General features: G+C 67.1%; 13 protein-coding genes. 11 read left to right on the top strand and 2 right to left on the bottom strand.

Features of this window, described 5'->3' with window-relative positions:
- The 3 genes from cydB to ypfJ all read left to right on the top strand — a co-directional run bounded on the left by cydB (nucleotide 1) and on the right by ypfJ (nucleotide 3,296).
- The gene (cydB, locus tag AC3WLC_RS12475; protein WP_493684228.1) at nucleotides 1–1,005 is read left to right on the top strand and encodes a cytochrome d ubiquinol oxidase subunit II; all 1,005 of its coding nucleotides are present in this window, start codon (nucleotides 1–3) and stop codon (nucleotides 1,003–1,005) included.
- A gap of 63 nt (nucleotides 1,006–1,068) precedes the next feature.
- On the top strand, nucleotides 1,069–2,325 hold the full coding sequence (locus AC3WLC_RS12470; RefSeq protein ID WP_493684227.1) for a M20/M25/M40 family metallo-hydrolase: 1,257 nt from the start codon (nucleotides 1,069–1,071) through the stop codon (nucleotides 2,323–2,325).
- An 80-nt stretch (nucleotides 2,326–2,405) separates the two neighbouring features.
- Nucleotides 2,406–3,296, top strand: a complete 891-nt coding sequence (gene ypfJ / locus AC3WLC_RS12465; RefSeq protein WP_346361279.1) for a KPN_02809 family neutral zinc metallopeptidase — start codon at nucleotides 2,406–2,408, stop codon at nucleotides 3,294–3,296.
- A gap of 3 nt (nucleotides 3,297–3,299) precedes the next feature.
- On the opposite strand, the gene AC3WLC_RS12460 is transcribed toward ypfJ, so the two are convergent.
- Nucleotides 3,300–3,788, bottom strand: a complete 489-nt coding sequence (locus tag AC3WLC_RS12460) for a hypothetical protein (RefSeq protein WP_493684226.1) — start codon at nucleotides 3,786–3,788, stop codon at nucleotides 3,300–3,302.
- A 116-nt stretch (nucleotides 3,789–3,904) separates the two neighbouring features.
- Here AC3WLC_RS12460 and AC3WLC_RS12455 point away from each other — a divergent pair, with 116 nt between their 5' ends.
- The 4 genes from AC3WLC_RS12455 to AC3WLC_RS12440 all read left to right on the top strand — a co-directional run bounded on the left by AC3WLC_RS12455 (nucleotide 3,905) and on the right by AC3WLC_RS12440 (nucleotide 8,318).
- Nucleotides 3,905–5,077, top strand: a complete 1,173-nt coding sequence (locus AC3WLC_RS12455) for a PA0069 family radical SAM protein (RefSeq protein WP_493684225.1) — start codon at nucleotides 3,905–3,907, stop codon at nucleotides 5,075–5,077.
- 71 nt (nucleotides 5,078–5,148) lie between these two features.
- Nucleotides 5,149–6,042, top strand: coding sequence for an alpha/beta fold hydrolase (locus AC3WLC_RS12450; protein WP_493684224.1), 894 nt, complete (start codon nucleotides 5,149–5,151; stop codon nucleotides 6,040–6,042).
- Nucleotides 6,043–6,102: 60 nt separating this feature from the next.
- Nucleotides 6,103–6,720, top strand: coding sequence for a ribonuclease HII (gene rnhB / locus AC3WLC_RS12445; RefSeq protein WP_493684223.1), 618 nt, complete (start codon nucleotides 6,103–6,105; stop codon nucleotides 6,718–6,720).
- Nucleotides 6,721–7,112: 392 nt separating this feature from the next.
- Nucleotides 7,113–8,318, top strand: coding sequence for a site-specific DNA-methyltransferase (locus AC3WLC_RS12440; protein ID WP_493684222.1), 1,206 nt, complete (start codon nucleotides 7,113–7,115; stop codon nucleotides 8,316–8,318).
- On the opposite strand, the gene mutY is transcribed toward AC3WLC_RS12440, so the two are convergent.
- On the bottom strand, nucleotides 8,315–9,385 hold the full coding sequence (mutY, locus tag AC3WLC_RS12435; protein WP_493684221.1) for an A/G-specific adenine glycosylase: 1,071 nt from the start codon (nucleotides 9,383–9,385) through the stop codon (nucleotides 8,315–8,317). The two genes, AC3WLC_RS12440 and mutY, sit on opposite strands and share 4 nt — an antisense overlap.
- Nucleotides 9,386–9,503: 118 nt before the next feature.
- On the opposite strand from mutY, the gene AC3WLC_RS12430 reads away from it, so the two are divergent.
- From AC3WLC_RS12430 to AC3WLC_RS12415, 4 genes are all read left to right on the top strand, one after another.
- Nucleotides 9,504–10,196, top strand: coding sequence for a DUF4336 domain-containing protein (locus AC3WLC_RS12430; RefSeq protein WP_493684552.1), 693 nt, complete (start codon nucleotides 9,504–9,506; stop codon nucleotides 10,194–10,196).
- 4 nt (nucleotides 10,197–10,200) lie between these two features.
- Nucleotides 10,201–10,779 (top strand): GNAT family N-acetyltransferase, encoded by a 579-nt coding sequence (locus AC3WLC_RS12425; protein ID WP_493684220.1) that lies wholly within the window; start codon nucleotides 10,201–10,203, stop codon nucleotides 10,777–10,779.
- 39 nt (nucleotides 10,780–10,818) lie between these two features.
- Nucleotides 10,819–11,316, top strand: a complete 498-nt coding sequence (locus tag AC3WLC_RS12420; protein ID WP_493684219.1) for a DUF721 domain-containing protein — start codon at nucleotides 10,819–10,821, stop codon at nucleotides 11,314–11,316.
- A gap of 82 nt (nucleotides 11,317–11,398) precedes the next feature.
- Nucleotides 11,399–12,019, top strand: coding sequence for a DsbA family protein (locus AC3WLC_RS12415; RefSeq protein ID WP_291672922.1), 621 nt, complete (start codon nucleotides 11,399–11,401; stop codon nucleotides 12,017–12,019).
- Nucleotides 12,020–12,045: the final 26 nt, after the last annotated feature.

Here is a 12,045-nt window from a genome sequence, read left to right as displayed (position 1 = left end):
ATGGAATGGTATCTCCCCGTGATCTGGGCCGGGCTGATCGGCACCGCCGTGATGCTCTATGTCGTGCTCGACGGATTCGACCTCGGCATCGCGATCCTGTTCCCGACGACCGGGGACGAAAGCGAGCGCGACCAGATGATGAACTCGGTCGCGCCGTTCTGGGACGGCAACGAGACCTGGCTGGTGCTCGGAGGCGCGGGCCTCTGGGTCGCTTTCCCGCTCGCCTATTCCGTGATCATGCCGGCCTTGTACCTGCCGGTGACGCTGATGCTGCTGTCCTTGATCTTCCGCGGCGTCGCCTTCGAATTCCGCTGGGTGGCCAAGCCCAGGCACCGGATCTGGGATCTCGCCTTCTGGCTCGGCTCCACCGCCGCCGCCTTCTCCCAGGGCGTCATCCTCGGCGGACTGATCCAGGGCATCAAGGTCGCCGACAGGCAGTTCGCCGGCGGCCCGTTCGACTGGCTGACGCCGTTCTCGCTGATGTGCGGCGCCGGCGTCGTCGTGGGCTATGCCCTGCTCGGCGCGACCTGGCTCGTCTTCAAGACCGAGGGGCCGGTTGCCGATCGCGCCCGCCGCCAGGCCAAGACCCTGCTGCTCTGCCTGCTCGCCTTCGCCGCGCTGGTCTCGCTCTGGACGCCCTATGCGCATCCGCGCATCGCCGAACGCTGGTTCACGCCGTCGAACCTGATGCTGCTCTGGCCCTTCCCGGTGCTGACCGCCTTCTGCGGCTACATGGCCTGGAAGCGCCTCCACGGGGCGCACGAGTTCACGCCCTTTGCCTTCACCATCGCGATCTTCCTGCTCTGTTTCCTCGGGCTCGCGATCTCGAACTATCCCTATCTCGTGCCGCCCGACCTGACGATCTGGGACACGGCGGCAGCACCGTCCTCGCATGTCTTCGTGCTGATCGGCGTGACCTTCCTGCTGCCGATGATCCTGTTCTACACGGCCTTCGTGTACTGGACGTTCCGGGGCAAGGTGAAAGCCGATGCGGGCTATCATTGAGCGTTTCCGGCGGCAGGCGCAGGAACTGAGACGCCTCTGACGGAACCGGCGAGGGAGGACATGATGTTCGCGACCAGAATCGCCCGCAGCGCCGTGATCGCCGCGCTGCTGCTGGCCGCTCCGGCCTTGGCAGCACCGCAAAAGCCCGTTCTCGACGCAGCCGAGGCCGAAAAGCCAGCCTATCTCGCGACGCTCGAAAAGCTGGTCTCGATCGAATCCGGCTCGCGGGATGCGCAGGGGCTGGCGACGATCGCCGCCCTGATCGCCGATCGCCTGAAGGCCCTCGGCGGCGAGACGGAGCTGATCGACTCGGCCGAGCCGGCGCGATCGCCCGGCAAGATCGCGCTCGCGCGCTTCAAGGGCAGCGGCACCAGGAAGATCCTGCTGCTGGCGCATATGGACACGGTCTACGCCAAGGGCATGCTGGCCCAGCAGCCTTTCCGGATCGAGGGCGACAAGGCCTATGGCCTCGGCATCGCCGACGACAAGCACGGCATCGCCCTGATCCTCCACACCGTCGCGCTGCTCAACAAGATCGCGGCCAGGGACTACGGCACGCTCACCGTCCTGATCAATGGCGACGAGGAGATCGGCTCGGCGGGCTCCAGGGCGCTGATCACGAAGATCGCGGCCGAACAGGATGCGGTGTTTTCCTGCGAGGGCTCGAATATCGCCCAGGACACGCTCCGCCTCGCCACCAGTGGCATCGGCTCGGTGCAGCTCAAGGTCACCGGGCGGGCCTCGCATGCCGGCAGCTCGCCGGAAATGGGCCGCAACGCGCTCTACGAACTCTCCCACCAGATCCTGCAGATGCGCGATCTCTCCAAGCCGGAGATGGGCCTCAAGCTGAACTGGACGCTCGCCTCGGCCGGCTTGGTCAGCAACGCGATTCCGGCAGAGGCGAAGGCGCAAGGCGACATGCGGGCGCTGCGCATGGCCGATTTCGACTTGATCGAGGCGGCGGTGAAGGAGCGCATCCAGAACAAGCTCATCCCCGATACGGTGGTGGAGGCGACCTTCACGCGCGGGCGCCCGCCTCTGGCGCCGACCGAGGCCAGCAAGGCGCTCGGTGCGCATGCCAAGCGCATCTTCGACGAGATCGGCCGGCCGCTGACCATCGCGGAAAGAGCGACCGGCGGCGGAACCGACGCTGCCTATGCCGCGCTCCAGGCCAAGGGGCCGGTGATCGAAGGCTTCGGCCTCAGGGGTTTCGGCTCGCATTCGAACCAGAATGAATATGTCGCGTTGGATTCGATCGTGCCGCGGCTTTACCTGCTCGCGCGGATGATCACCGACGTCTCGCGCGGCGAGGCCAAATAGCGGGCAGCCGCGCTGACGGCAACGCTTGAGTTCCGCCGCGTCCTCGCCGACATTGGCGGCGCTACAAAAAGGGTTCGTGCATGCGTTGGGAAGATTACCGCCAGTCCGAGAACGTCGAGGACCGGCGCGGCGGGGGTGGTGGCGAATATGCCGGCCTTCCCGGCGGGCGCGGCGGCATCGGCATCGGCACCATGGTCGTGCTCGGCCTGCTCGGCTGGGCGCTCGGCATCGATCCGCGCATTTTGATCGGCGGCGCCGAGATGATCGGCGGCATCGGCGGGCGCAGCGCGCCGACGCAGGAGCAGCGCAAATCGGCCGGGCCGCCGCAGGACGAGATGGGCAAATTCATCTCGGCCGTGCTGGCGCAGAACGAGGACATCTGGACGAAGGTGCTGCCGCAGCAGGCCAACCGGAAATACGTACCGCCCAAGCTGGTGCTGTTCAGCGGCGTCGATCGCTCGGGTTGCGGCACTGCCCAGTCGGCGATGGGCCCATTCTATTGCCCCAACGACCAGCGGGTCTATCTCGACCTCTCCTTCTTCCAGGAGATGCAGCGCAAGCTCGGCGGCGGCGGCGACTTCGCCTATGCCTATGTCGTCGGCCACGAGGTCGGCCATCACATCCAGAACCTGCTCGGCATCCTGCCCAAGGTGAACGAGCTGCGCCAGCGACTCTCCGAGCGCGAATCGAACGCGCTTTCGGTGCGCGTCGAATTGCAGGCCGACTGCTTCGCCGGCGTCTGGGCCTACAATCTCCAGGCGATGGACCGGGTCGAGCCCGGTGACATCGACGAGGCGATGCGGACGGCTTCCGCGATCGGTGACGACAAGCTGCAGCAGCAGGGTCGTGGCGTGGTCGTGCCGGATTCCTTCACGCACGGCTCGTCGGCCCAGCGCACCCGCTGGTTCAACACGGGCTTCAAGTCCGGCTCGCTGCAGAGCTGCGACACCTTCCGCACCAACCAGCTCTGAGCGTCAGCGCGCAGCGCGCTCGCGGCGGACGGTGAGCCGGCGCGGCGCGCGGGCCAGCCGGCCGGAGAGGATCTGCTTCTTCGGCGCGAGCAACCCTGCCCTGACACCGCGCGAACGCAGCGAGACCGCACCCCATTCGCGCAAGGCCGCCGCCATGCCGCGCAGCGGCATCAAAGCCGGCAGCGCCGCCGAGGTCAGCAAATGCCGCTCGATGCTGGGCGTCCAGGCTGGCTCGGGCAGGTCACCGGCTTCGAGCAGGATCACCCAATCGCCGCGCGCCTGCGCAGCGCCGGACGACCAGGCCTCGCCGTTCTTCGCCCTGACATAGCTGGCGCCAGTCTCGTCGGCGAGGCGCGCGATCGCGGCATCGTCAGCTTCGTCGATCACCACGGCATGGCCGATCACGCCCTTGGCGACCGCCGGAATCAGTACGGACAAGGTCGCGGCGAGCGCCTCGGCGTCACGATTGGCCCGGATGACGGCGGTGATCATGGACTGACAGCTTATGACGCACTGCAACATGTCGCAATCCTGTCACTTGCCTTTTGTTCCCTTTATGTTCACATTCCTTGGTCTCGGAGCCACCGATTCCGCCGGGAGACGAAACCATGCTGCAGGCCAGGCCCTCAGCCAGGACGCAACCGCTCAAGCGCCGCGACGCCGAGTCGGGCACGGTCTCGGCGCCGGTCGACCCGCTCGCCTATGTCGGCAGCCAGATCGACCCGGAGCGGCGGCGCGGGCGCGGCGCGACGATCAACCCCGGCGGCCGCTACGAAGCCGAACAGCGCATCAGCGAAGATGACGGCTGGGGCTCGCTCGGCGAGCTGCCGCCGTTCAAGACCGAGGTCTCGGTCGAGAAGCCGCGCACGATCATTACACGCAATGACTCGCCCGATATTTCGTTCGACCGCTCGATCAACCCCTATCGCGGCTGCGAGCATGGCTGCGTCTACTGCTTCGCGCGGCCGAGCCATGCCTATCTCGGCCTCTCGCCTGGCCTCGATTTCGAGAGCAAGCTGACCGCTAAGCCCGACGCGGCGCTGCTCTTGGAAAAGGAGCTGTCCTCGCCGAGCTACCAGCCACGCACCATCGCGATCGGCACCAATACCGACGCCTACCAGCCGATCGAGAAGAAGCTCCGGATCATGCGCGGGATCCTGGAGGTGCTGGCGAAGTTCAACCATCCGGTCGGCATCGTCACTAAATCCGCGCTGGTGCAGCGCGACCTCGACATCCTCGCGCCGATGGCGGCGAAGGGGCTGGTCAAGGTCGCGCTCTCGGTGACGACGCTCGATCCCAAGCTCGCCCGCAACATGGAGCCGCGCGCCGCCGCTCCCGCCAAGCGCATCGAGACGATCCGCAAGCTCTCGGAGGCCGGCATCCCGGTGACGGTGCTGGTGGCGCCGATCGTGCCGGCGATCAATGAGCACGAGATCGAGCGCATCCTCGACGCCGCCAAGGCGGCGGGAGCTCGTGAGGCCGGCTATGTGCTGCTGCGCCTGCCGCTCGAGGTGAAGGACATCGTACAGGACTGGCTGGTGACGCATCATCCCGACAAGATGCGCCATGTCGTCTCGCTGATCCGCTCGACCCGCGGCGGCAAGGACTATGACGCCGCCTGGGGCCAGCGCCAGGTCGGCTCCGGCCCCTATGCCTGGATGATCGGCCGGCGCTTCGAAATGGCGGCCGAGCGGCTCGGCTTCAACAGCACGCGGCTACGCTTGCGCACCGATCTCTTCGTCAAGCCGGAGAAGGAGAAGGCGCAGCTCAGTCTGTTCTGAGCGCCCCAGCCCAGCATCTGATGGCACCGATCGCACCGCCATGCGTTTTGCTTCATGAGGCGGAGGCCGTCATGGACGATTTCAGCAGCGAGACGATTGAAACGGACGAGGCCACGATCTTCCTGCGCCGGAAGGGCTCGGGCCCTCCGCTTCTTCTGCTCCACGGCTTTCCGCAGACTCATCTGATGTGGCGGGACGTCGCTCCGCTTCTAGCGAAGGACTTCACCGTCATCTGCGCCGACCTGCGCGGTTATGGCGCGAGCTCCTGCCCGCCCTCGACCGCCGACCACGCCCCCTACAGCAAGCGTGCCCTCGCCGCCGACATGGTCGCAGTCATGGAGAAGCTGGGTTTTCGCTGCTTCTGTGTGGCCGGACACGATCGTGGCGGCCGCGTCGCCTACCGCCTGGCGCTCGACCATCGGGAGCGGACCGCGAAGGTAGCCGTGCTCGACATCGTGCCGACAGCTGAGGCCTGGGACCGTGCCGACGCCCGCTTTGCGCTCGGATTCTGGCCGTGGACGCTGCTCGCCCAGCCCGAGCCCCTGCCGGAGCGGCTGCTCGCGGCAGCCCCGGACGCGATCATCGACAGTGCGCTGAACGGCTGGGGCACGCCAGCCTCGACTTTTTCAGCCGCGGCGCGGGACGCCTACGTCGCCGCCCTCAGCGATCCCAGCCATATCCACGCGATCTGCGAGGAGTACCGGGCCGCGGCCGGAATCGACCGAGAGCACGACGCCGAGGACCAGCGAAACGAGCGGCGCATCACCTGTCCCACGCTCGCCCTGTGGAGTTCCGAGGGCGCTCTGGCACAATGGTATGAAGCCGATGGCGGGCCGCTCGCGATCTGGCGCCGCTGGGCGGATCATGTGGAAGGTAAGGCCGTTCCCGGTGGGCATTTCTTCCCGGAAGCTCGCCCGCTGGCGGCTGCGGAAGCCTTGCGCGCCTTCTTTCTGCAGCCCGGCTGAGTTGTGGATGTGGCACTGGCAGCGGCAGACCTTCGAGCCTTGATCTGGCATAGCGAAGCCATGACCGCCGATTTCAGCCGCGAGCAGGCCGCGATGATTGCCGGGCGCGCCCGCGTCGCCGGCGTGGACGAGGTCGGGCGCGGCCCGCTCGCCGGCCCGGTCGTCGCCGCCGCAGTCATCCTCGACCCCTTGGCGATTCCGGACGGGCTCGCCGATTCGAAGGAACTCAGCGCCCAGCGCCGCGAAGAGCTCTGCGTCCAAATCCTCGCCAGCGCCCTGGCGGTCGGCGTCGGCAGCGCCTCGGCGACCGAGATCGACACGATCAACATCCGGCAGGCGACCCTGCTGTCGATGCGGCGCGCGGTCGGGGCGCTGCCGCTCTCGCCCGATCTCGTCCTGGTCGACGGCAACGATCCGCCAGCGCTGGCCTGCGGCTGCGAGGCGATCATCGGCGGCGATGGGCTGATCGCCTCGATCGCCGCAGCCTCGATCGTCGCCAAGGTGATGCGCGATCGGATGATGGCGCGGCTCGGCCTGCTCTATCCGGCCTATGGCTTCGCCGGTCATGCCGGCTACGGGACGGCCAAGCACCGCGCTGCCATCAAGGAACACGGCCCCTGCCCCGCACATCGCTTTTCCTTCGCGCCGATCAAGGGCTTCTGGGCGCGGGCGGGATAGCGTCAATGACGAGCCACGCCTCCCTTCTCCCCTTGCCGGAGAAGGTGGCTCGGCGAAGCCGAGACGGATGAGTGGTCGCGCGACGATTACAGCCTTCGCGCTTGATATGCGCTGACGCCGGATAGGGTAGTGCGCCCCCTCATCCGGCCCTCCGGGCCACCTTCTCCCGCAAGGGGAGAAGGGAAGGCGCGCCCGTTGGACGCCTCCCCCAACGGCAGCTCCGGGCCGGTTACCCTTCCTTAACTTCCGTTACAAATTTCCAAACATAATCAATAGGCTAGGCAAAATCTGCAGCCCCAGAATGGGACGCATTTTTTTCAAGCTGGAAACCCGACCTTTACCCTGACCGGCCAGGATCGCGACTGTTGAAGTTGCGTAACGGTCTTGGCGTCATGAGTACCTCGCGTACCGGGACCGCCAGCGCTCCCGTCCGGATTCAGGTTTCGCGTACCGGACGGCCCGCGCTGGGGGCCCGGATGAAGGCCAAGAGCCTTCTTCCCTCTCAGATCCTCCCGCCTCGCGAGCTTCCGCTCGACCAGGTGATCGTCGGTGATTGCGTCGCCGCGATCGAGGCCCTGCCGCCGGGCAGCGTCGACCTCGTCTTCGCCGACCCGCCCTATAATCTCCAGCTCGGCGGCGATCTGCGCCGACCCGACGACAGCCTCGTCGACGCCGTCGACGACGACTGGGACAAGTTCGCCTCCTTCGCCGATTACGACGCTTTCACCCGCGCCTGGCTTTCGGCCTGCCGCCGCGCGCTGAAGCCGGACGGCGCGCTCTGGGTGATCGGCTCCTATCACAACATCTTCCGGGTCGGCTCGATCCTGCAGGATCTCGGCTTCTGGATGCTGAACGACATCGTCTGGCGCAAAGCCAACCCGATGCCGAATTTCCGCGGCCGGCGCTTCACCAATGCGCATGAGACGCTGATCTGGGCGGCGCGCGGCGAAGCGTCCAAATACACCTTCCACTACGAGGCGCTGAAGGGCGGCAATGACGACCTGCAGATGCGCTCGGACTGGTATCTGCCGCTCTGCACTGGCGAGGAACGCCTGAAGGACGAGAAGGGCGCCAAGGTCCATCCGACCCAGAAGCCCGAATCGCTGCTCGCCCGGGTGCTGCTCTCGGCCAGCAATCCCGGCGACGTCGTGCTCGATCCCTTCTTCGGCACCGGCACGACCGGCGCCGTCGCCAAGGCGCTCGGCCGCCACTTCATCGGCATCGAGCGCGAGCAGGTCTATGCCCAGGCGGCGCGCGAGCGCATCGCCGCGGTGCAGCCGCTGCCGCCGGAAGCCTTCGCCACCGCGCCGTCGAAGCGCAGCGAGCCGCGCGTGCCCTTCCTCAGCTTGGTCGAGGCCGGGCTGGTCAGGGCGGGCGAGACCGTCTTCGACGAGAAGCGCCGTCACAGCGCAATCATCCGCGCCGACGGCACGCTGGTGCTCGGTCCCGCCGTCGGCTCGATCCACAAGGTCGGTGCGCTGGCCCAAGGGCTGCCGGCCTGCAATGGCTGGACCTTCTGGCATGTCGAGCGCGAGGGCAAAGCCATGCTGCTCGATGTCCTGCGCGGTGAGATCAGGACGCAGATGGCAGCGGCCTAAGCCCGCTGCAACTCTTCCAGTCCCGCTTCGAGCGCCTTCAGGAAGACGTTCGGGAACGCCTCCTCCTTCAGCCGGCTGAACGGGGTGAAGCGCATGCCCTCCGGCGCCTGCGTTTCCAGCGGCACGCGCCCAGCGAACACCGTCAGCTCCAGCGGGAAATGCGTGAAGACATGGCGGACCGGCAGCATCAGCCGACGCCATTGAGCCGGCACCGGCTGATCGCGCAGGGCATCGCCGGGCTCATAGTCGGCCCGCCAGTCGCTGCCGGGCACCTCGACCATGCCGCCGAGCAAGCCCTTGGCCGGCCGGGTGTGGACCAGCACCGCGCCATCCTCGCGCATCGCGACGAAGGCCACGCCATAGCGGGTCTTGCCGGTCTTCTTCGCCGCCTTGCGCGGGAAGCTCTCCTGCGTGCCCTCGATCCGCGCCCGGCAGAGCTCGCGCCAGGGACAGAGCCCGCAGGCCGGCGAGCGCGGCGTGCAGATCGTGGCGCCCAGATCCATCAGCGCCTGCGCGAAGTCGCCGGGCCGCTCATGCGACAGCAAGGCCAGGACCCGCTCGCGGATCAGCGGCTTGGCTGAGGGCATCTCGTCCTCGATCGCGAAGAGCCGGGTGATCACCCGCTCGACATTGCCGTCGACCGCAACCGCCGGCCGGTCGAAGGCGATCGCCGCGACGGCTCCCGACGTATAGACGCCGATGCCCGGCAAAGCGCGCAGCCCCTCTTCCGTATCGGGGAAGCGGCCGCCATGCTGATCCGCGACCGCCTTGGCGCAGGCATGGAGATTGCGGGCGCGGGAGTAATAGCCGAGACCGGCCCAGGCCTGCATGACGTTCTCAGACGGCGCGGAGGCCAAGGCCTCGACGCTCGGGAAGCGCGCCATGAAGCGCTCGAAATAGGGTTTCACCGCCGCGATCGTGGTCTGCTGCAGCATGATCTCGGAGACCCAGACACGGTAAGGGTCGGCCCGCTCGCCCGGCAGCGCCCGCCAGGGCAGGACGCGCCGGTGGCGGTCATACCAGGCGAGGAGATCGGCGGCGCGGGGCTGGGGAGCGGGGGCGTCCATGATGTCCGGTGTAATGCGTCGGGCGGGACAGGCAAGCTCAGTATGAACCGTCATATGAATGTCTGCGGCCGGCGGGAATCTCTCGCAGACCGGATGAGGTGGAGCGGTCGTGATGGCGATGCTGGAAGAGTTCGGTCCCGAGATCTGGATCGCGAGCGGTCCGCAAGTGACGGCCGCGCTCGGTTTCAACTACCCGACACGCATGGCCGTGATCCGCCTCGCTGACGGAGAGCTGTTCGTCTGGTCGCCAGTCGCGCTGAGCGACGAGCTCAAGACGGAGCTCGCATCGCTCGGCTCCGTCCGCCATCTCGTCGCGCCCAACTCCCTGCACGACCTGTTCATCGCGAGCTGGAAGCAGGCCTATCCCGAGGCTCGCCTCTATGCCGCGCCCGGATTGCAGCAGAAGCGCAAAGACCTCGCCTTCGACACCGAGGTCACCGACCAGGCGATCCTGCCCTGGGCGAACGAGATCGCCCATGTCGTCATGGCGGGCAATGCGATCACGACCGAAGTCGTCTTCTTTCATGCCAAGAGCGGCACGGTGCTGTTCACCGACCTGCTGCAGCAGTTTCCGCCGCGCTGGTTCAGCGGCTGGCGCGCGCTCATCGCGAAATGGGACCTGATGCTCGCTTCAGAACCCTCCGTGCCGAGGAAGTTCCGCCTCGCCTTCACCGACAGGAAGGCGGCCCGAGCAGCTGCCGAGCGGCTGCTGTCATGGCCTGCCGAGAAGATCCTGATGGCGCACGGAACGCCGGTCCGGGCCGATGGCCGTGCCTTCCTGAAACGGGCATTTCGCTGGCTGACCCACTGAGCAATTGCAGCTAATCCTGTCGATCATGGCCAATGTCGTTCCCAACCTCGCAACCGAAAGATTGCTGCTCAAACCGCTGGCGCTCGACGACGCGGCAGCGATCCAGACGGTTTTTCCGCAATGGGAGATCGTGCGCTTCCTCGCCAGCCATATCCCCTGGCCCTATCCGCCCGATGGCGCAGAGAGCTTCCTGCGCGGTGTCGCGCTGCCCGGTATGGCCGAGGGCAAGGAATGGCATTGGAGTCTGCGCCCAAAAGCGGACCCCGGACGGCTAATCGGCGTGATCAGCCTGCTGATCGGAGAGAAGAACAATCGCGGCTTCTGGATCGCGCCCGAATGGCGCGGCCAAGGCCTGATGAGCGAGGCGGTCGTCGCCGCGACCGACTTCTGGTTCGAGGTGCTCGGGCGCGATCTGCTACGGGCGCCGAAAGCGGTGGAGAACATCGCTTCGCGCCGGATATCGCAGAGCAGCGGCATGCGCATGGTCGGTGTCGAGACGCACAGCTTCGTCTCCGGCGAGCATCCCGCGGAAATCTGGGAGATCACCGCAGCGGAATGGCGCGCCCACAGGGCGGCTGGTTGATCTGCTTGCCGCCGCACGGCTCCCGTCGCAAAATAGCCCATGCCTGCAAAGCCCCTCGCCGAATTGATCGACGACTGCCTCGCGCCTGCGCTCGCCGCGCAGGGTTTTGCGGGACGCTCGGTCGTCGCCTTCTGGCCGGAGATCGTCGGCGAGCGGCTGGCGCAGCGCACACGGCCGCTCAAGATCGACTGGCCGCGGCGGCGTGGCGCACCCGGAGAAGCCTCGGATCCAGCGACACTGGTGGTGCGGGTCGAAGGCGCCTTTGCGCTGGAGATGCAGCAGCTCGGGCCGCTGGTGCTGGAACGCGTCAACAGCCATCTCGGCTGGCGCGCCGTCGGCAAGCTGGTGCTGAAGCAGGGGCCCGTCGCGCTGCCGTCTGCGCCAAAGCCGGCTCCGCCGCCGGATCCGGCCGTATTGGCGCGGATCGATGCGCAGGTCGCGGGCGTCGAAAGTGCGGAGTTGCGCGAGGCGCTGGCGCGGCTCGGGCGCGGTATCGCGCAGCGGCGCCAGGCCGCGGGCGACGACACGGCTTCGTGAGCGGGATGCGACGAACCGATCTTGCCACAATCCTGCTGGCGACTATGGTCCGCAGCGACCAACTCGCCACAGGGATTTCCGCATGACCAGCCGCCGCCAGGTGTTGATCGGCTCCGCCGCCTTGGCCCTCTCGCCGCTTCTCGCCAGCCAGGGCGCCTCGGCCCAGACGCTTCCCGGCGTCGCCAACCCGCTCGGCGATGTCTGGCTCGGCAATGCCGACGCCAAGGTCTCGATCATCGAATACGCCTCGCTGACCTGCAGCCACTGCGCCAATTTCCACAAGGACACCTGGCCGGCGTTGAAGGCGAAGTACATCGACACCGGCAAGGTGCGCTTCGTGCTGCGCGAGTTCCCCCTCGATCCGCTCGCCACCGCCGGCTTCATGCTGGCGCGCTGCAACGGCACCGACAAATACTACCCGCTGACCGACCTGCTGTTCGCGCAGCAGCGCAACTGGGCCTTCACCGAAAAGCCCGTCGATGCGCTCTCGAGCCTGGTCAAGCAGGCCGGTTTCACACAGGAATCTTTCGAGGCCTGCCTGAAACGTCAGGACATTTACGACGCTGTCACGCAGGTTAAGGAAGGTGGGGCCAAGGCTGGCGTGGACTCCACCCCGACCTTCTTCATCAACGGGCAGAAGCGCTCCGGTGCACTCAGCCTCGCCGAATTCGACAAGATCCTCGAGCCGCTGCTCGGCAGCTGAGCGGCCCGATAGCCTGATGGCGCGTC

The sequence above is a fragment of the Allobosea sp. GW821-FHT03A12 genome (assembly GCF_058986765.1).
The sequence above is the reverse complement of the archived record's forward strand: the minus strand, read 5'-3'. Positions and strand labels throughout refer to the sequence as shown.